At 42.0% G+C, this 19,554-nt stretch carries 17 protein-coding genes; 5 read left to right on the forward strand and 12 right to left on the reverse strand.

The annotated features are described in order from the left end of the window. Positions 1-130 precede the first annotated feature (130 nt). Positions 131-841 (forward strand): RNA ligase family protein, encoded by a 711-nt coding sequence (locus PR699_RS00525; RefSeq protein WP_014658091.1) that lies wholly within the window; start codon positions 131-133, stop codon positions 839-841. Continuing rightward, positions 838-1,965 (forward strand): AAA family ATPase, encoded by a 1,128-nt coding sequence (locus tag PR699_RS00530; protein ID WP_014658092.1) that lies wholly within the window; start codon positions 838-840, stop codon positions 1,963-1,965. The genes PR699_RS00525 and PR699_RS00530 overlap by 4 nt, the downstream gene beginning before the upstream one ends. Before the next feature lie 56 nt (positions 1,966-2,021). On the opposite strand, the gene PR699_RS00535 is transcribed toward PR699_RS00530, so the two are convergent. The 8 genes from PR699_RS00535 to citC form a co-directional block, all read right to left on the reverse strand. Continuing rightward, the gene (locus PR699_RS00535; protein WP_004918746.1) at positions 2,022-3,077 is read right to left on the reverse strand and encodes a 4-oxalomesaconate tautomerase; all 1,056 of its coding nucleotides are present in this window, start codon (positions 3,075-3,077) and stop codon (positions 2,022-2,024) included. 177 nt (positions 3,078-3,254) lie between these two features. Then, a complete protein-coding gene (locus PR699_RS00540) occupies positions 3,255-4,688 on the reverse strand; it encodes an anion permease (protein ID WP_004918749.1) in 1,434 nt (477 codons plus the stop codon). Between the two features lie 236 nt (positions 4,689-4,924). Continuing rightward, positions 4,925-5,830, reverse strand: coding sequence for a triphosphoribosyl-dephospho-CoA synthase CitG (citG, locus tag PR699_RS00545; protein WP_014658094.1), 906 nt, complete (start codon positions 5,828-5,830; stop codon positions 4,925-4,927). Continuing rightward, the gene (gene citX / locus PR699_RS00550) at positions 5,811-6,356 is read right to left on the reverse strand and encodes a citrate lyase holo-[acyl-carrier protein] synthase (RefSeq protein ID WP_004918752.1); all 546 of its coding nucleotides are present in this window, start codon (positions 6,354-6,356) and stop codon (positions 5,811-5,813) included. The genes citG and citX overlap by 20 nt, the downstream gene beginning before the upstream one ends. Before the next feature lie 4 nt (positions 6,357-6,360). Next, positions 6,361-7,887 carry a citrate lyase subunit alpha gene (citF, locus tag PR699_RS00555; RefSeq protein ID WP_004918753.1) on the reverse strand — a complete coding sequence of 509 codons (1,527 nt, stop codon included), beginning with the start codon at positions 7,885-7,887 and terminating at the stop codon, positions 6,361-6,363. Between the two features lie 10 nt (positions 7,888-7,897). Further along, positions 7,898-8,794, reverse strand: coding sequence for a citrate (pro-3S)-lyase subunit beta (gene citE, locus PR699_RS00560; RefSeq protein ID WP_004918754.1), 897 nt, complete (start codon positions 8,792-8,794; stop codon positions 7,898-7,900). Beyond that, a complete protein-coding gene (citD, locus tag PR699_RS00565; RefSeq protein ID WP_004918755.1) occupies positions 8,794-9,090 on the reverse strand; it encodes a citrate lyase acyl carrier protein in 297 nt (98 codons plus the stop codon). The genes citE and citD overlap by 1 nt, the downstream gene beginning before the upstream one ends. Further along, the gene (gene citC, locus PR699_RS00570; protein WP_036943776.1) at positions 9,087-10,163 is read right to left on the reverse strand and encodes a [citrate (pro-3S)-lyase] ligase; all 1,077 of its coding nucleotides are present in this window, start codon (positions 10,161-10,163) and stop codon (positions 9,087-9,089) included. Before citC ends, citD begins: the two co-directional genes overlap by 4 nt. A gap of 371 nt (positions 10,164-10,534) precedes the next feature. On the opposite strand from citC, the gene dpiB reads away from it, so the two are divergent. Beyond that, a complete protein-coding gene (gene dpiB, locus PR699_RS00575) occupies positions 10,535-12,172 on the forward strand; it encodes a sensor histidine kinase DpiB (protein WP_014658097.1) in 1,638 nt (545 codons plus the stop codon). Continuing rightward, positions 12,165-12,848 (forward strand): two-component response regulator DpiA, encoded by a 684-nt coding sequence (dpiA, locus tag PR699_RS00580; protein ID WP_004918761.1) that lies wholly within the window; start codon positions 12,165-12,167, stop codon positions 12,846-12,848. The genes dpiB and dpiA overlap by 8 nt, the downstream gene beginning before the upstream one ends. 65 nt (positions 12,849-12,913) lie before the next feature. Here dpiA and PR699_RS00585 read toward each other — a convergent pair whose 3' ends face one another. Then, positions 12,914-13,945, reverse strand: coding sequence for a tetratricopeptide repeat protein (locus tag PR699_RS00585; protein WP_014658098.1), 1,032 nt, complete (start codon positions 13,943-13,945; stop codon positions 12,914-12,916). Positions 13,946-14,982: 1,037 nt separating this feature from the next. Here PR699_RS00585 and dtpA point away from each other — a divergent pair. After that, positions 14,983-16,458: a dipeptide/tripeptide permease DtpA gene (gene dtpA, locus PR699_RS00590; protein ID WP_004918766.1), complete on the forward strand. Its 1,476-nt coding sequence runs from the start codon at positions 14,983-14,985 to the stop codon at positions 16,456-16,458. Positions 16,459-16,598: 140 nt separating this feature from the next. Here the strand turns inward: dtpA and PR699_RS00595 are convergent, their stop codons facing one another. From PR699_RS00595 to PR699_RS00605, 3 genes are all read right to left on the reverse strand, one after another. After that, positions 16,599-17,087, reverse strand: coding sequence for a DUF4822 domain-containing protein (locus PR699_RS00595; RefSeq protein WP_014658099.1), 489 nt, complete (start codon positions 17,085-17,087; stop codon positions 16,599-16,601). Positions 17,088-17,267: 180 nt separating this feature from the next. After that, positions 17,268-18,251 carry a class II fructose-bisphosphatase gene (gene glpX / locus PR699_RS00600; RefSeq protein ID WP_004918770.1) on the reverse strand — a complete coding sequence of 328 codons (984 nt, stop codon included), beginning with the start codon at positions 18,249-18,251 and terminating at the stop codon, positions 17,268-17,270. Between the two features lie 127 nt (positions 18,252-18,378). Continuing rightward, a complete protein-coding gene (locus PR699_RS00605; RefSeq protein WP_040133024.1) occupies positions 18,379-19,302 on the reverse strand; it encodes an AEC family transporter in 924 nt (307 codons plus the stop codon). Positions 19,303-19,554: the final 252 nt, after the last annotated feature.

The raw sequence follows: 19,554 nt of genomic DNA on the forward strand, positions 1-19,554 counted from the left end.
AAGTAACCCCCCATAACGAGGCCGTTCCGCGGAAGAGATATGTAATACCAACTCTTGATTTCTCACACAACACAGAGGCAAATCTTGCTAAAGGATTTGTTGTTTTTCCTATTTCTGTAGAGAAAGCATGATGAATATGCAATCAAGAAAGTATGGTAGAACGTATCACTATCCGTTCTCACCTGGCACCACCAGTGATGATCGTATCAATAGCGATTGGTGGTCGCACATCCAGAATATTGAACAACTGGTACATACCGAAAAACTCGATGGTGAAAATAATTGCTTAAGCCAATATGGGGTTTTTGCTCGCTCGCATGCTGCGCCAACACAGTCAGCATGGAGCCAACAGATCCGCCAGCGCTGGCAGTTAATTAAAAACGATTTAGGGGATATCGAACTGTTTGGCGAAAACCTCTATGCGATACACTCTATTGAATATCAACATATTGAAGATTACTTCTATGTTTTTGCCGTGCGACAAGGTGACTATTGGCTTAGCTGGGAAGAGGTGAAGTTTTATGCCGCTCTATTTGATTTTCCAACAGTGCCGGAGCTAACCCTCAAGATTGATAGGCAACTTGGGCCACAGGCTTATGCGGCTCAGCTTAGTGAGGCCGCTTCACAAGATAGCCTTTTTGGGGCTTGTGATACGTTTACTCAGCAACCTTGTAGTATGGAAGGCATTGTGACTCGCGATAGCCGCCGTTTTTTGGTCGCTGATTTTATGCAGCATGTCTTTAAATATGTGCGAAAAAACCATGTTAAAACCGATATTCATTGGAAAAGACATTGGCAGCGAGCGAAGTTAGCGTTCGAACGCCAAAAGGGGGAAGTATGAGTTGGCAATTGACTGAACAACGCGCATGGTCACAGCTAGAGGCGCAATTTGATTTTGTGCGTGATATGCGAGGCGTACCGCAAGATGCGCTGCATCATGCCGAAGGTGATGTGGCAACACATACACAAATGGTTTTAGCGGCACTCGAAGCATTACCTGAATACCAACAACTCCCTGTTTTACAGCAAAATATCGTTTGGGCAGCAGCACTGCTGCATGATGTTGAAAAGCGTACGACAACACGAGAAGATGAAAACGGGCGTATTATCTCCCCTGGTCATGCGAAAAAAGGTGAATTATCTGCTCGACGCATTCTTTATCGAGAGGTTGAAACCCCGTTTGCGATACGTGAACAAATCGCCGCTTTAGTTCGCTATCATGGCTTACCTTTATGGTTGATGGAAAAAGTCGATCCTGAGCGGGCGCTATTTGCTGCTTCTTTACGTGTTGATATGTCACTGCTGTGTTTATTAGCAAAGGCGGACGTATTGGGGCGCATATGCCAAGATCAGTCGGAACTCTTGTCTCGCATTGAAATATTTGAGCTATTTTGTCGCGAACAGGGGTGTTGGATGCAACCAAAAGCTTTTGCTTCGGCGGCTGGGCGTTTCCACTATTTTCATCACCAGCGTGGCACTACGGATTACGAGCCTTTTGAGGAGCAAGGAAGCGAAGTGGTTATGCTGTGTGGCTTGCCGGGAATGGGAAAAGATCACTTTATTGCTCAGCATTATCCGCAATGGGAAGTGGTCTGCCTTGATGAAATTCGTCGCGCGCATAAAATCGATCCTGCCGATAAAAATGCGCAAGGTTGGGTCGCTCAACAAGCGAAGGAGCAGGCGAAAGTCTTGTTACGTGCAAAAAAGGACTTTATTTGGAATGCAACTTCACTAAGTGCGTCATTAAGAGCCAGTATGATCGGTTTGTTTGCCCGCTATCAGGCGAAAATCCACCTTATTTATTTGGAAGTTCCCTACAAGCAGTGGCAACAACAAAATCGTCAACGTGACTACGCCGTGCCAGAAAAGGTAATGGAGCGTATGGCAAGTAAATTAGAATTTCCAACACCCGATGAGGCTCATCAAGTTTCTTATGTGATCCAAGGGGAATTTCAGTCACACTAGTTAGAGAAAGGTGACGCCTATAATAGATAGGCGTCATGTGTCAGAGAGATAACCGATTAAGGAACATACACATCCCCGGAAAATAGCTTTCGCGCCGTTCGAATAATGGAAGCTTGTAACCCTTCTGGGAAGTCGCCTTGCTGATTGAGCGAAACATCAAAATGACCACTGAGGTGTTCAATCGAGATATGTTGCATATCGGCATTTTTTGTTAAATAACGCTTGATGACGCTATTTTCTAAGATGGTGCCTGTCGCTATTGCAATGGCGCCTGTAACAGCTAATGCACCGTGACACTTATGAGGCATAAAATAGCGAACGTTAACCGTTCCACCATGAATTGCAGGGGAAACCAGAACAGGCTTGGGGATCACTTTTTGGCTGACATCACCTAATCCCATCGCAAGGCCAGCTTGGCGGCGAATGCTCTCTAGGCGCTGCATAAACGCCTTATCCGCTTCAAGTTGAGCCGCGCTCTCATAACCCGTTTTGTTTAATTGAGGGGCGTCAATGAGCACAACTGGCATCGCCATATCGATACAACTGACTTCGACGCCATCGAAAGTATCAATGGCATGGCCCGTGGGGAGTAGTTTTCCAGTTTTTGTACCACACGCATTTAAAAATGTGAGGGCGATAGGGGCAGCATGACCAGGAACGCTTGCAATGGTGGTATCACCTTCATAAACAATATGACCATTTGGTGTTTGTACTGTGGCGTTGACGAAAGTATTCGTATTGATATTACGAATTCGGATTGTTGTTTCATCACCTGTTATAGGCATTAACCCTTTTTCGATGGCGTAAGCGCCAACGGCACAGAGAATATTGCCACAATTAGGCGCAGTATCAACAATACGTTCCGTCACTGAAACTTGAGCAAATAAATAATCAATGTCGGCATCAGGGTGGGGGGAGCGGCTAATGATTGCCACTTTACTGGTTTGAGGGCTACCACCACCAATACCATCAATTTGCAGTGCGTGGCCCGATCCCATAATAGCTAATATGAGTTCATCGCGCTCTTGGATATTCTTTGGTAGGTCATCTGCTAATAAAAATACGCCTTTAGATGTGCCGCCACGCATCAACATACAAGGTATTTTTTTCATGTATTTTCCTATTTAGAGTATTGCTCATTTATTATTTATGCTGTTGATGGCATGAAATAAAAACAATCGCTGCCGGTAGCACAGCAAAATAATAGGAAGAGGGCATTTTATATTTAAATGGGATCTCATAAGCTCAGATCCCATTGTTAATTTAATTTGTATTCAGATTATTATTTTCTAAATTAAACCGGAGCTGATTAATATTTCCCACCAGCCTAAACCAATTGTCATATGTACCAGTAAACTTAAGAATGCAACGATACCACCTATAATCCACCAAGAACGAATATCGTTGTAGCCAGCACCGAAGACGATTGGTGCTGCCGCGCCTCCGTAGTGGGTTAAGCTGCCACCGTAAGCATTCGAGAAGAGTAGACCGAGGGCTAGCAGCATTGGTGGTGCACCCGCAACCATACCGACAGTTGCAAACACAGGCACCATTGCAGCGACATAAGCACCGCCAGACGCGAAGAGGTAACGTATCGCAACACTGATAAACATAATCACAAAGAAGGCGAGCATGGTTTGATCACCGAATGAGAGGTGTTGACCCATAACATTGGCTAACCATTCGAAAAAGCCAGCTTTTGTCAGTACACCAGACATCCCGATGATACCGCCGTACCAAATCAAGGTATTCCAGCCACCTTTATTTTTTAGCACATCATCCCAAGTCACAACGCCCAGAATTAATGTCAAAGCCATAACACAAATCGCAACAGTGGAAGCACTGACACCAATTTTATCGGCAAAGATCCAACCCGCTAAAGCTAATAGGAACACAATACTCAGCAGCTTTTCTCTTACCGTCATGGGGCCAAGCTCTTCTAAACCTTTTGCGGCGATCTCTTTGTTGTTGACCTTTTTTAACTCAGGTGGATAAAGCTTATAGATAATGAATGGCGTTAAAATGAGCATGATAAGACCCGGAACTGCGGCTGCAAGCGCCCAGCCTCCCCAACTCAAACTAATCCCCATAATATCGCTCATCATCGCCAGTGCTAACGCATTCGGAGCCATAGCTGTTAGGAACATATAGCTGGTGGTTTTTGTCACCATATAAACGTTCACTAAAAGGTAGTGACCTGCTTTTCGAGGGCTTTTTTCGGGATCTGAACCCAGAGCCACAGCCACACTGTTAATGATAGGGAAAACAATCCCACCAGCACGCGCGGTATTGGAGGGGGTTGCAGGCGCGATAATTAAGTCAAGGATGGCAGTCACATAGCCAAGACCTAATGTCGTACTACCTAATTTACCAATTAAAACATAGGAAAGTCGTTTACCTAACCCAGTGATCACGAAAGCAGCACTGAGAGTAAACGCTGCAAAGACTAACCATGTTGTACCCGAAGCATAACCACTTAAGACCTCGCTCACTTTGACATCTTTAGTGCCAGTCACACCGATGATCGTCGCACTTGCAGCAATGGTGGCTAACAATATTACAGGTTCAGAATAAGGTTTTAGTACCAGCCCGACGATAGCGGCTAAGTAGAGACCAAATAGTAACCAAGCAATATGGGGTAGCCCCTCCGGCGTGGGAATAAGCGATATGATTATGGGAATCGCTATTAGAATAAATAGCTTCCATATTTTATCTTTTTGCATAGGCCAGTTTCCTTAATATTAATACTAAACTTAATTAATATTAAATTTTATGAACTTTAATATTATGAATTTGTTTAATGACAAATTTGGCATGCAGAGATTCGTTGAAGAGTGTCAATCTCTTCTTCAATACCAAATAAGTTATAAATTCGTTAAACTAATAATCAATATTTAATTAACATATCTTTATTAAAATGATTTTTAATTTTCCTATGTTGATTTAAATTTATTTTTTATTAATGAGTAAAATGGATCCTGTCTTTTGAATAAGGTAACCGAGATAAAAACCACGTTAAAATAAGTAAATCAGCACTTCCTCCAGGACTTAAATTTTTTGCGATACATTGATTATCGAATGATTTAATTTTTTCTAAATCAGCAGAGGTTGTTAATCCACCTTGGTCGAGTAAAGTTTGCGCTTGTGTTTTTAACCATGCTAACCCTTCCAATCCACCACGATTGGCAACATTGGTATCATCATTGTTCGCCATTAATAGGATTAACGTTTCAAGTAATGCGAGTTCTTGTGGTTTACCTTCAACAAGTTGTTTTAAATAGTAGGGGAGCGATAAATTGACGACTAATTGATAACCACTTTCAGCTTCACCGCGCGCGCCTGTCAAACCGAAAGATTGATATAACCGCTGGCCTGCTGTAGGACGGCTCGTTTTATGTTTTAGTTCCGCGGTAATGCCTCGGCACATTTGTGATACCCCATTACTGATACTCATGGCTGAAACGGGTTCATGCAGTGCTAATTGGCGACCAATAACGGTTAGTAGTAATCCAAGAGAAAATATTGATCCTTTATGGGTATTAACCCCTTTGGTGGATTGGAACATCGACTTTTCACAAGCTATACCAATAGGGCGAATAAGCGTCAAAACTTGCTCGATGGGGTACTGCTTATATTTGGCGCCTGCCAGTAAAAAGTCAGGAAAATGTTGTGCAATAGCATGAGCACTAAGATGAAAATCGGTCAGCGCCATGTCTTTATGAGCGCCAGTATTGAATTTATCAACTAACCCTGGTTTGGGGGTTAAATTGACTTCTGCCATCATGGCTTGCCAGCCGAGTTGGCTGTAGTAGTGCACGATCTCTTGTGTGAGTTGCTCTGTTTGCTCAATCGTGATTGGACGCATTGGCTAGCACCTCTATCTGATGAATAATTTCACTTAATGAATGAGCACGCTCTCGCGCACAGATCTTAGCTTCTTTTTCGCAGATTAAGCAGCGTCTAGGAGGAAGTTGCAGCTCAGAGCGCGAATATTGCCGTCCTTGTGCATCAAAGACATCAAAATCCCACAGACGACCGACCGCTGATAACTCTTCTGCCTCAATTAAGGCAGTTTTAACCTCAATGGCATCGGCATCGACTGCCACGAAACATTCAGGGCCTGTTGGTAAAGCGAAAGATTGTTGTGCTAAAAGTACCCACTGCCTGCATTGAGCCACCTGTTTAAGCGCATTTAATCCCTGATTAAAGATTTGCCTGACAAGATGATTATCTTTAACAGGTCCAGGAAAAACGACAGTAAATGAAATCAGGGTTACCTGATGGAGACCAATCCATTGTTGTTGCCGAGCCTGACGAACATCACGGCTTGCCAACAATTCAGATAAAGAAATTTCAGGTTGCTCTATCGTATCAGGCAGTGGGTAAAACATGGTGTTACTCCTTAACCTGATGCACGACATCAATTACAGAGCCATCGCGATAACGAACTACTGCCACGACTTTGTCTGTAAATTCAATCGGATTAGGTTTACCCGTTAACAGTTCAGCACGTTCGCGTAACCAATCAATGGAGACCGTTTTTATGCCCTGACTTTCCAATTGCTGTTTTAGCTCAGGACGGGCAGGGTTGACGGCAATACCATGGTCAGTGACGAGAATATCGACGCTAGAGCCGGGGGTAACACAAGTGATCACTTCATCGACTAAAGTCGGAATGCGACCACGTACTAAAGGTGCAACAATGATTGACAGTTTTGATGCAACCGCGGTATCACTGTGACCGCCAGATGCACCGCGGATCACGCCATCTGAGCCAGTTAACACGTTGACATTAAAGCGTGTATCTATTTCGAGGGCGCTGAGTACAACAACGTCAAGCATATCAACAGAGGCCCCTTTTGAGTCAAAGCAAGCGTATTGATTGGCGCTGATTTCGATGTGATTCGGGTTGCGGGCGAGTGACATTGCCGCAGCGCGGTCAAAACTCTGCACATCAATTAACTTGCGAATAAAGCCTTTTTCATGCAGATCAACAATCGTGGATGTGATACCCCCTAATGCAAAACCTGCACAGATGTTATGGCGACGCATTTTGTCTTCAAGGAAACGAGTGACGGCAAGTGAAGCACCGCCAGTCCCCGTTTGTAGTGAAAAACCTTCTTTAAAATAGCCTGATTTTTCGATGACGTCTGCGGCTGTTCGCGCAATCAGTAATTCACGCGGATTAGAGGTCATACGAGTTGCATCGGCACCGATTTTGTCGGCATCCCCCACACGCGCTACTTTGACGATATAATCGACTTCATCTTGTTTGATGCTAGCAGGGTTATGTGGATAAGGGAGTAACTCTTCGGTTAGCATCACGACTTTATTTGCCGTTTCGGCATCAATTTTTGCATAACCTAATGAACCGCAACAAGCTTCACCGGTATAGCCATTGGCATTACCGTATTCATCACAAGATGGAACACCAATAAAAGCCACATCGATATTCAGTTCGCCGCTATGGATCAGGTTAGCTCGCCCACCATGCGAGTGAATCTGTACTGGTTCAGCTAATTCACCACGGGAAATGGCTTCTGCTAATGGCCCACGAATACCGGATGTGTAAATTTTGCGGATAACACCATGGCGAATATGTTCTACTAATGGGGAATGGCAAGCACTCAACGAGCTAGAAGCCAGAGTGAGATTACGGAATCCCATCTCTGCAATCACTTGCATGACAAGGTTGATGGTCAAATCACCGCCACGAAAAGCATGGTGGAATGAAATGGTCATGCCATCTTTTAAACCTGAACGGCGGATGGCGACTTGCAAATCATCACACAGTTTGCGATTGCGGGGTTTTTGAACTTGTTGTTGTACTTTGCCAATATCTTTAAATTGACGAGGGGCATCGTCAGTTATATGGTCAAAATAGGCTGATACGCGTGCCTGGCGCTGTGTTATCGTTGTCATTTTCAATGCCTCACTCTTCTCGAATACCTGATAATGCCGCTCGTGAAAGCACTAAGCGTGCTCGGTCAATGACAGGGCCATCAACCATTTTTCCGTTCAGTGAAACCACACCACGGCCTTCTTGTTCCGCGGCATTGGCGGCATCAACAACGCGTTGGGCGTGATCCACTTCTTTTTGTGTCGGCGCATAAAGGTTATGAAGGAGTTCGATTTGACGAGGATTAATTAAGGATTTGCCATCAAAACCAAGTTGCTTAATGTGTGCGGCTTCTTTTAAGAAACCTTCTTCATTATTGGCGTCAGAGTATACGGTATCAAATGCTTGAATACCGGCTGAGCGTGCAGCTTGTAAAATGGCGCACCGAGCATAGAGGAGTTCAATACCGTCTGGAGACCGCTCGGTACGCAAATTGCGGACATAGTCCTCGGCACCTAATGCGATGCCAATAAGTCGGGGTGATGAGTGAGCAATGTTGACTGCCTGTGTGATCCCCATCGGTGATTCAATAGCAGCAAGCAAACCGGTGCTACCAGGTTCGCGACCACAGCTTTTCTCAATACGTAAAATTTCATTTTCGATATCAATAACATCTTGTGCTGTATCTGTTTTGGGTAAACGCACAATATCAGCACCACCGCGAACAACGGCTTCTAAGTCTGCGACGCCGAAAGCGGAATCCAGTGCATTGACACGAACAATGGTTTCAACATCCTGATATAAAGGGTGTTGTAGCGCATGATAGACCAAACGACGAGCCGTATCTTTTTCGCGCAAGGCGACGGAGTCTTCAAGGTCGAACATCAACGCATCGGCTTTGTAAATAAATGAGTTACTCAGCATTGCGGCATTAGAGCCGGGGACAAACAGCATGCTTCTACGCGTCCGAGTTTTTCTTTCCGGTGTCATTATTTGTCCTCCCAAGGCAATGCAGTGATATCACATGCTCTTGCAAGCAAGGCTTCTAGGCGCGCTCTAAGAACACATTCAAGGGCACCCTTATCATCAATAATGATTTGAGCGCCTTCAATTTCATGTTGTTCAATCAATTCAAGGACAATTTTTTCAATCGCATCACCAAACTGTTTCTCAACACTACTGCTGATTTGTATTGAAACTTCCTGCGTGTCTTCTAAGGGTTCTATTCGTACCATGACATCGCTTGATTCAAGCGTGCCTGCAACGGCTGCGTGGAGTATTTTCATAGTTCACCTGTGACTAATTCAGAATTTTCGATACGGTGAGGGGCCGATGTTGAACGGGAAGCTAACATATCCTCTAAATAGCGATAGGTTGCCTCGGGAACAATCGGCTTGATCGCCGCAAGATCTTTTTTAGCAAGCAGTCTACGAACTTGTGAGGCGGATACCGCCGTGCCGTCATAGACCATTCGCGGAAATTCAACCAGCTCAATAGGTGGATAACTAAGCGTGCGAGTTTCGAGCCAATAGCGCATGTCTTCGTTATATTGATTAGTGACTTTGCAAAAAGGCTCAGTGCCCACAAAACGGTGTGTGATCCCCAGTGCTGGTGCAATATATTGACGGAAAATTTTGATATCGATTTCGGTATAACAATTATCAACAACGGCTTTGTCCTTGATGAAATAGCAGGGAAAAGTCGCTCTTGAGATGATGTATTCAGAGCCTTTGTGGATAGTGAGATTTTCAATTCCTTTGGTGCCAGCTTCAATCAGTGCTAAGCGAACGCTATAAGGGAACCGTGAGGTATCTTCTTTGACGACAAATAAATGTAGCCAATCACAAGACTGAGCGGCTTTTTCGATTAAATAGCGGTGACCCAGAGTGAATGGATTGGCATTCATCACGATAGCACCTATTTTTTTGCCTTCTTTACGGTAGTTTTTTAAGTTTTTAATATAGCGTTTTAAGTAACAACAACTATTTTCCATTAATACCATGATATTTGGCACAGTAGCCAAAGTATGGAATCCACATTGTTGAAATAAACTTTCGTTTTGAGTTTTAGTATAAATGAAGAGATGGGTTGTATTATTTTCGTAGGCAAGGTTAACTAATTCAGTGGCTAATTTTAATGCAAGACCTTCACCACGAACATGATCACTGATAGCCACACATTTAATAACATTTTTAGCGAGGCCACCACATGCAATTAATTTATCATTGCGCGTAATTGTAATAAAAACGTCAATGCTTGAATCAATGTCGAGGTCGTTCTCTTTTAAAAACTGAGCAATTTCAGCTAGTTTCCTGTTCTCATGACGTTTTACTTGGTGAAACGTTATGTTTTCGAACATATTAGTATCCTGCATCTCATATAGAGATGTTTTTAAGTTGTTACTAATGTTAAAGTTAATTAAATAAAACTCTTAATATTAATTTAATAAATAACTCATTAGCTTTTTATTTAATTATCCTTTTCGATATTAATATTAATGCTTATAGCATTATTATATTTGACCTGTTTCATGTTTCTAAAAGGAGTTTGTATTTGTTTAATGGTTTTTATGCACTTTATTATGGGATATGTTTTTTATTGCTTGGTTTTAATGGATTTAATTATTAATATGGTGTTTATTTGTTTGCTAAATCGAGTCTAGTGTGTGTTATTGGCTTGCTTTTCGTGTAACAATATTTTTACTTTTCAGTAGGTAACATAGGGTATCTCATGGCAAAAGAGCATCAACGTTCTCTATTTAGAAAAAATAAATCGATATCCTTTTCAGTGCGGGTGTTCTTTTTGCTATTACTCGTTTCTGTCGTATTGACTTTTAGCCTAGGCAAGTATTTCACCGACACGGCAGAAAACCGTTTAATGGCCAATATTCGCTCTCTTGCCATGAGTCAGGCGAAGCTAATTGCATCGATGGAAGGTATCGTCCAATCCGTCAAAACCAAAGACATTCAAAGCCTCAAAGTGATTGCAGATCAACTAAATCAAGATTCAGATTATGATTATGTGGTGATAGGGGATGAAAATTCGATGCGCTTATATCACCCAAACCAAGAAAAGGTTGGCTTTAAAATGCAGTGGAATAAACCCGGTGCATTGGAACGAGGTGAAAGCTATTTTATTGACGGAGAAGGGTCTATAGGGAATGCTGTACGCGCAAAAACGCCGATATTTGATGAAAATAATAAGGTGATTGGGGTGGTGTCTATCGGGTACCTCACCAATAAAATTGAAACTTCCCGTAGTGAATTATTTGTACAAACGGGTGCCACCTTTTTTGGGGTTTTGGTCATCTTGCTTTTTTTGTCATGGGCCTTTACTCGGTTGATCCAACGGCAAATGCTGGGGATGGAGCCTGAGCAGATCGCGCAAATGGTGGTTATGCAAAAAGGGATCTTTGAAGCCGTTTTCGAAGGGGTGATTGCCGTTGATTGTGAAGGGCGCATCATTAATATCAATCACAACGCACGCAAAATGCTCTCCCTAAGTGAACCATCTAACCATTTGGTTGGGCGCGCTATCAGTGAGTTAGTGACGCCGGCAACATTTTTTATTAATGATATCTCTACCACACAACATGATGTCATTTGTTCCTTCAATGGGTTAAATGTGATTGCAAACCGCATTGCATTACACGATGAAAATCACTTAATTGGTGCGGTCATTAGCTTTCGTAGCCAAAATGATATTGAATCTCTCAATTCCCAATTGACACAAGTACGTCAATACGTTGAGAATTTGCGCTCTTTGCGTCATGAACACCTTAATTGGATGTCAACGCTGAGCGGCCTTCTACAAATGAAGGAATATGATCAAGCACTAGCGATGATCAAAGGGGAATCTGAGTCACAACAGCAGTTGATTGATTCATTACGCAAGCAATTTGCAGATAAGCAAGTCGCTGGGTTACTGTTTGGTAAATATCACCGTGCCAGAGAGCTTGGGGTGCAATTGGTATTTATAGAAGGGTGCCAATTGAGTTCGTTACCGCCGTTACTTAGCAGTACAGAATTTTGTGCCATTTTGGGGAATCTTCTGGATAATGCGTTTGAAGCAAGCTTGAAAAATAATGAGGGTAATAAGCAGGTTGAGTTGTACCTTTCTGATGAAGGGAGCGAGTTTGTGATCGAAGTCGCGGATCAGGGCTGTGGTTTCCCTGCTGAAATGAAAGAAAGGTGGTTTGAAAGAGGTATGACAACAAAAACGGAGTCAGTCGATGGGCACGGCATTGGCTTGTATCTTGTGGCTTCGTATGTCAAAAGGTGTGATGGTGTGGTTATAATTGAAGATAATCAACCACATGGTACTCTATTCTCAATTTTTATTCCGAAAGTGAAGATGCAAAATGATTAAGATAAAAATCCTCATTGTGGAAGATGAACTCTTATTAGCAGAAATGCACGGTGAGTATATAAAATCCTATCCCGCTTGCGATAAAGTTTGGGTTGCAGGTGATTTGGCTCAGGCCAGAAAAATGATTGAATATATGAAGCCTGATCTCATCTTACTCGATAACTATTTGCCTGACGGTAAAGGCATTGATCTGGTTCATGAATTGATCCAAGAAAGAAACAATGCCGATATCGTATTTACCACGGCGGCGAGCGATATGGAAACTGTCTCAGAAGCTATCCGCTTAGGTGTGTTCGATTATTTGGTGAAGCCTATTGCTTATGAGCGCTTAGGGCAAACACTCGATCGCTATATTCAACGTAAATCAGTGTTACAGGCAGGGAGCAAAACGAATCAAAGCCAAATCGACGATATGTTTAATACTTATGCACGGGGGGAGGCCAAAGAGGAACTACCAACAGGGATTGATGCGTTGACACTCGAAAAAGTGCTCTCACTTTTTGCACAACCCGATGCGGAATATACCGCCGAGACAATTGCAGAAACAATTAAACTGAGCCGTACAACGGCACGCCGTTATTTAGAGTACTGCTTAGCTCAACATAAAATCGAAGCGGAAATTGAGTACGGCAAAGTAGGGCGGCCTCAACGAATCTACCGTGCCGTTCAAAAATAGCGGGTAATAACATCATGAAGTCTGCATAAACAAACAGCAAACCGTTTTTATGCAGACAAGCAGGATTATTTTTTAAGGTTATTTTCGAGGATCAACACTTTCTTTTCTGCTCTTTCATTTCCCTGAGAGGCGGCGAGCTTATACCAGTAAAGTGCTTTTCTATCATCCTGTTTGACGCCCATACCGTATTGGTAGCATGCTCCCGTGGCATATTGTGCGTCATTATTACCGTGTTGGGCTGCGCGAATAAACCAGTGACAGGCTTTTGCTTGGTCAGCAGGCATACCATCACCCCTCGCATAAATTAATGCTAAATTAAATTGAGCAGAAATTTCACCTTGTTCGGAGGCCAGTGTTAGCCATTTAATCGCGGATTTCACCTCTTTTTTCACCCCCTGACCATGCAAATAGAGCATACCTAAGCTATTTTGTGCGGGTGAAAAGCCCAGTTGAGCTGAGCGTGAAAAGTATTGATAGGCTTGCTGATAATCGGCTTTATCATACATGCCAGTGGCGGCTTGATAACCCAATAAATAAAGAGCTTGGGGATTATTTTGCTTTGCCAGCGATTGGTAGATTTGTTGTGCTTTTTGGGGGTCTTCAGTAACGGCAATGCCTTTTTCATACCAGTAAGCTAGCATTAATTCTGCGGGTTGAAAATGTTGTGCTGCCGCCTTAACCAACCAAGCTTCGGCTTGTTGTTTATTTTTAGGCAATAATTTATCAACGCCGCTCAGAGTATATTCAGCCATATTTAATTGGCCTAGAGGGTCGCCTGCTTCAGCCGCTTTTTTCATCCAAAACAGCATTTGTTCTGGGCTCTTATCGACACCATTGCCTTGTTGATACAGCAACGCAAGGTTAATTTGCGCTTTTGTAAACCCTTGCTGAGCCGACAAACGATACCACTTAGCGGCCTCCGTTAACTGTTTTTCGGATTGAAGCAGCATAGCAAGGTTAAACTGAGCTTCGGCTTGTCCGTCCTGCGCACTTTTGAGCAACAGTTGTTTGTCTTGAGGGGGAGACAAAGGTGCTGCATAACTGTTAAGCGCAAAGGCACTACAAATAACGAACAGTGACAACAAAAATTTTTTCACTGAAGATCCTTTTATTAACGTATCTACCATAAGGTTAACTCGCTGTTTTCCCTAGCGCAATAAACAATCTCTTTCAGGTGGTTATCGCAAAATAGCTATTTGTGCTGCAAAAGGAATTTCTGGTGATAAAAAAATAAAAAATTATGAACCTTTTGTATGAGCTGGTGGTCTTAGTAATAAGTATATTCTGTTTGCTTGCGTAAACATTCATATATTTACCCTCAACATTCATTTCTTTACATGAAGTAATGCAATAATGCAGCTATGAAATGGTAGTTTTACTCGAAGTAACTAAGATCCTTAAGTAGAATGCATTATGCCCAGCCGATTTGCTGGGCTTTTTTTTATCTAACTTCCTTCAAATCCCACCTGATTAGTTCTGTGAATAGATAGATGGAGTGTGGTTCCATACGACTCCCATCGCGTGATTAAATATCAAACAACTCATCCCAAATAGAGTATCCAATAATAGATTTTTTAGTCGGACGGCACTGTCATATAACAATCTACCGAGGGAAAGATATAAGGTTATTAATTGAAATGAGCTTAAGGTAAATTTAATTATCTTAGTTTTAAAATTAGCACAAAATGTTTAACATTTACGTATCAATTGGTTAATTAATATCCAGCATTAACTGTGTAAATTAGCTATAAAAGTGACCTTATTCACGATATCGAACTATTTATGGGGTAATTAGTACTAGCTAAATCTTTATTTTTGGTGCATAAATAGCGTATATTGCTTAATTGATTTTCGCATTTCTAGCGGTATTTATCACTATCAATGTTGAATAAATAATCAAATCTGCTTTAACTCATTGAATTTTATGTTTGTGCTTCATAAGCATCCTATTACACACAGTGATGTCGAATTTGAAGGTTAATGTATCGGCGGGAAGTTAGTGAATTTAACGCGTTTAACCGGACAACTTTGGATTTTTAAACTGGAATTCTTGAGACAATAACAATGCTGAGGGTATAAACAGTACCCCATTTAGCTTTTTTTGCTTATGTACAGGTTGTCATAGAGGTAACTAGTGTCCACAACTAATAACAAAGAGGAAGTCAGTCTTAACGCGTTTAAGCAACCTCGCTCGTTCTATCTCATCTTTTCTATTGAACTTTGGGAACGTTTTGGTTATTACGGTCTCCAAGGGATCCTCCCTCTCTACCTAAGCCAAGTGCTGGGCATGTCAGAAACAGAGTCAATTACTTTGTTTTCTGCTTTTGCTGCATTAGTTTATGGCTTTGTTGCTATTGGGGGATGGTTAGGCGATAAAATTCTCGGCACAAAACGCGTTATCGTTCTCGGTACGTTAGTGTTAATTGCTGGTTATGCTTTCGTCGCATATTCAGGGCACGATGTCTCCATGGTGTATATCGGGCTAGCAACGATTGCTGTTGGTAATGGTTTATTTAAGGCTAACCCATCATCGTTACTATCCACTTGTTATGAAAAAGATGACCCGCGTTTGGATGGTGCATTCACCATGTACTATATGTCCGTTAACATCGGCTCTCTTTTCTCGATGTTAGCAACGCCTTGGTTGGCAAAACATTATGGTTGGGATATTGCCTTTTCCCTCAGTGTTGTCGGCCTCGTTATCACATTGATTAACTTCTTTATGTGTAAGAAATGGGTTGCCGATCATGGTTCTAAACCTGACTTTGCTCCAATAGTGATTTCTAAATTGCTAGTGACTATTGTAGGGGTTGTGGCTCTGATCGTGATTTCTACATGGTTACTGCACAATTTGGAGATCGCTCGTGCAGCATTGGGTATCATTTCGCTAGGGATTATTGTTATCTTTATTAAAGAAACCTTAGCGCTAAATGGCTCTGCACGTCGTCGCATGATTGTTGCACTTATTCTGATGTTAGAAGCTATCGTCTTCTTTGTTCTGTACAGTCAGATGCCAACCTCGCTTAACTTCTTTGCGTTACACAACGTTGAGCATGAAATATTTGGAATATTCTCTGTTGAACCAGCACAATATCAAGCATTAAACCCATTCTGGATTATTATTGGTAGCCCAATTCTGGCGGCAATCTACAATAAAATGGGCGATCACTTACCGATGCCACACAAGTTTGCTATCGGTATGTTGCTATGCTCGGCAGCCTTCTTGGTGTTGCCATTAGGTGCGAAATTTGCCAACGAGGCGGGGATAGTGTCTGCTGGCTGGCTCATAATTTGTTACGGTTTCCAAAGTATTGGTGAACTGATGATCTCAGGTCTCGGCCTCGCGATGGTAGCGCAATTGGTTCCTCAGCGTTTGATGGGCTTTATCATGGGAGCATGGTTCTTAACTAACTCTGCTGCTGCATTTATTGCCGGTTACGTAGCATCCTTGGCCGCTGTACCAGAAGGGAAGGTGACAAGTTCACTTGAATCACTATCCGTTTACAGTGATGTCTTCTTGAAAATTGGTATTGTAACGGGTGTGATTGCGATTTTGATGGTGATTACTGCTCCAATGTTGAACCGTATGACATTGGCACAAGATAAATAACGCAGTTTAACCTATATAAAAGGCCATAGACGGTGAGCTGTCTATGGCCTTTTTACTATGTCACCATCCTTTTTACTATGATGGGGTCAGGAATATGTTGTTGTAATACCATGCAAGGGAACAACCGCATATTGGGGCAATTAGTTTTTCACTTTATGCACAATATCAACGTATTTTGATTTATCATCCGGTGTTGGATAAATACGATAAGTATATTCTTCCGGCGTCACGGTGATGTTTTCAACTACGCGGGTAAATAGCACTTCACCTTTATCATTTTTCGCGGTAATTGAGCGGCTTTTACCATCGTCACTAAATGACCAGTCACCCTGCATTTTTGGCTTACCTTCTGGCGTCATCATTTTAAATGTGCCATCTGGAAAGTATTCGGCAAGTCCAAAGAAATTGGCAACTTGTTCATTGGCGGGGTCAACTTGCTTGTTATCTTGATCAAGCGCTTCTGTGGTTACCCAGACTTTACCTACCATGATATCCTCATAGCTATTGAGTTTTTTCGCGACAGACGCTGAAAACGTAGTGCTAGCGTTAGCATTTGAGTTAGCTTGAGCTGTAAAAGCAGACAGGGTTGACAGAGCGACGGCTGTGGCGATAAAAAGTTTCAATTTCATAAATACTCCATTATTAGATCATGATACAGATGATTAAAAAATATCCTTCTATAACCTAGAAGAATAATGTCAAAATGTGAAGGTGAAAATTATTGCCAATTATGTCGTCGAACTAAGTAGATTTACAAAGGCGCTTTGAAAAAGAACTGGTAGGTTTAATACCAGTTCGATCAGATGAGATTAATGGAAATGTCGGTTATTAATAATCTTTAACGAACGGTTATGACCATTAATTAGCAGCGTATTCGAGGTGTAACTGTGGGAATGATGCGCGATGCCATCCATTAACACTGTGGGGGTAATGGCTGTTGCTGCAAACATGACATCATTACTACTCACCATTGAGTCTAATGTGAGAATTTCCCCAATATTCACGCCCATTTGGCGGCAGCGCGCTGCCTCTTGTTCAGCTAAGAGTCTATTTTGTGCATTATCTCCTTTAGCTTGAGTACGAGAGACTAAACGAGCTTGCATATCACCACCTAAAGCACGTGCAATGGCGGCACTAATAATACCTTCAGGTGCACCGCCAATACCATACATCATATCAATAGGATGCTCAGGTAAGATAGCTAATAAGGAAGCTAAAACATCGCCATCAGGGATTGCAATGACATTCGCACCAAAATTGCGAATTGTTTGCATGATATGTTGATGGCGTGGCTTATCAAGCATAGCAATTGATAAATGAGCTATTGGTTTATTCAGTGCTGAGGAGAGGTTTTCAAGATTTTTTTCTAATGGATTATTGAGATGTACTGTACCTTTGGCTTCGTAACCGACAACCAATTTTTCCATATACATATCTGGAGCCTGTAACAGGGTACCCGTTGGCGCTGCGGCTAAAACCGCAATGGCATTGTGCTCATTACAGGCGACCATACGAGTACCATCAATAGGATCAACAGCGATATCTAATTTCTGTTTCGCTGAGGGATTACCCACTTGCTCCCCAATATATAGCATGGGCGCATCGTCAATTTCACCTTCACCGATCACGACTTGACCGTGAAAATCTAATTCATTTAGGCGGTTACGCATGGCTTCAACGGCGGCTTTATCTGCTGCGTTTTTATCTTGTTTACCTACCCAATTATGCGCGGCTAATGCCGCAACCTCTGTAACGGAAGCGATTGCATAAGCTAATTCATCGCTAATTTTCATTATTTATTCCCTGAATGCGAAAAGAAATCATATATAGATATGATACTTTTTTTGTGATCTCTATGGCAAATAATCGGTGAACAAAATCAGGAAGGAAAAGCAGGCTAATGCTAGCCTGCTGAGTAGGTTAGAGCATTTCGACGATAGTAATACCGCCAATAATTGAGATGAGGGAGGCTAATGTACTGAGTAAAACTGTGCCAGCGGAGGTGTCCGTGTAAGCCTTATTACTGATAGCCAGTGCCGGTACCGCCGTTGCTGTTGGTAAAATACCGATAATAAAGGCTGATTTTAACATATCGCCCTGTAGCCCCAATGCAATACCCGTTCCTAGTATTAATGCGGCTTGCAAAAAGTTTTTCACAAAGACGTTGAACACAATCTCAACACTGATTTTCAGCTTAATACCTGAAAGTAATAAGCCAAGGAAAAACAGCGCGACACCACCAGCGGTTTTACCTAATTCGTTGACCGAATTTTGCAAAATTTCAGGTAATTTAACGCCAAATATGGCTAATAGCGCCCCTAATATAGGTAAGAAAACTAATGGCTGTGCAATCGCTTTGCCGATCGATTTAAAAATACCATTATTCTGTTGTCTGCCACTAATAAGCAACAGGGTAAAAGGAATAATAATAATGGTATAAATTAAATTTCCCAACACCATCGCAATAAGACCGGACGACCCGACCGTTGCTAATAAAACAGGTGGTCCACAGTAAGCCATATCAGGGAAGGAAACCGATAAGGCTTGCATTGCTGCATCTTTCTTATTATGACGAAAGAATAACTTACCAACCACGAAGCCAATAATATAAGAAGCGATTAAACCAACCGCCAACGCTAATAGATAATCAATATTTAGCAGTACGGAAGGTGGCGCTTGTGCAGCGGCAAGAAATAAAGCAAAAGGTAGCGCAATTTTAACCACAAAGTCTGCAAACGCTTGTGAATACTCACGTTTTATAAAACCATATTTCCCGGATAGCCACCCGACCGCTAAACCGAGGATGATTGGTCCAAGTGCAGCCATTATTATATGTAACAGCATAATGTCCTCATAATATGAAATAAAAATATTTCCAGCATATTTAAGCTGCGATTGATGGAATCGATTAATCCTAATTTGAGTATCGAAATAAAACTATTTATATGCAATCTAAATTATTTTGTATATACTTCTTTTATTGATACTCTTTCTTACATTATTAATGCGTATTTATTTTTTAATAATGTAAACATATAAATAACATAAATTTATAAAGAAAGGCGAAAAAAAGATGAGTTTTTATTAAATAACATC

Origin of the sequence: Providencia sp. PROV268 (genome assembly GCF_028477805.1) — a bacterium.
Taxonomy (GTDB): Bacteria; Pseudomonadota; Gammaproteobacteria; order Enterobacterales; family Enterobacteriaceae; genus Providencia; species Providencia stuartii.

What these genes read in the sequence shown, in the direction of transcription:
- citG (WP_014658094.1), bottom strand. Translation starts at nt 5,830, where the DNA reads ATGCGTCCAATCACGATTGAGCAAACAGAGCAACTCACACAAGAGATC.
- PR699_RS00525 (WP_014658091.1), top strand. Translation starts at nt 131, where the DNA reads ATGAATATGCAATCAAGAAAGTATGGTAGAACGTATCACTATCCGTTC.
- glpX (WP_004918770.1), bottom strand. Translation starts at nt 18,251, where the DNA reads ATGAAAATTAGCGATGAATTAGCTTATGCAATCGCTTCCGTTACAGAG.
- dpiB (WP_014658097.1), top strand. Translation starts at nt 10,535, where the DNA reads ATGGCAAAAGAGCATCAACGTTCTCTATTTAGAAAAAATAAATCGATA.
- PR699_RS00540 (WP_004918749.1), bottom strand. Translation starts at nt 4,688, where the DNA reads ATGCAAAAAGATAAAATATGGAAGCTATTTATTCTAATAGCGATTCCC.
- PR699_RS00605 (WP_040133024.1), bottom strand. Translation starts at nt 19,302, where the DNA reads ATGCTGTTACATATAATAATGGCTGCACTTGGACCAATCATCCTCGGT.
- citF (WP_004918753.1), bottom strand. Translation starts at nt 7,887, where the DNA reads ATGACAACGATAACACAGCGCCAGGCACGCGTATCAGCCTATTTTGAC.
- PR699_RS00530 (WP_014658092.1), top strand. Translation starts at nt 838, where the DNA reads ATGAGTTGGCAATTGACTGAACAACGCGCATGGTCACAGCTAGAGGCG.
- dpiA (WP_004918761.1), top strand. Translation starts at nt 12,165, where the DNA reads ATGATTAAGATAAAAATCCTCATTGTGGAAGATGAACTCTTATTAGCA.
- citE (WP_004918754.1), bottom strand. Translation starts at nt 8,794, where the DNA reads ATGACACCGGAAAGAAAAACTCGGACGCGTAGAAGCATGCTGTTTGTC.
- citX (WP_004918752.1), bottom strand. Translation starts at nt 6,356, where the DNA reads ATGTTTTACCCACTGCCTGATACGATAGAGCAACCTGAAATTTCTTTA.
- PR699_RS00535 (WP_004918746.1), bottom strand. Translation starts at nt 3,077, where the DNA reads ATGAAAAAAATACCTTGTATGTTGATGCGTGGCGGCACATCTAAAGGC.
- citD (WP_004918755.1), bottom strand. Translation starts at nt 9,090, where the DNA reads ATGAAAATACTCCACGCAGCCGTTGCAGGCACGCTTGAATCAAGCGAT.
- PR699_RS00595 (WP_014658099.1), bottom strand. Translation starts at nt 17,087, where the DNA reads ATGAAATTGAAACTTTTTATCGCCACAGCCGTCGCTCTGTCAACCCTG.
- citC (WP_036943776.1), bottom strand. Translation starts at nt 10,163, where the DNA reads ATGTTCGAAAACATAACGTTTCACCAAGTAAAACGTCATGAGAACAGG.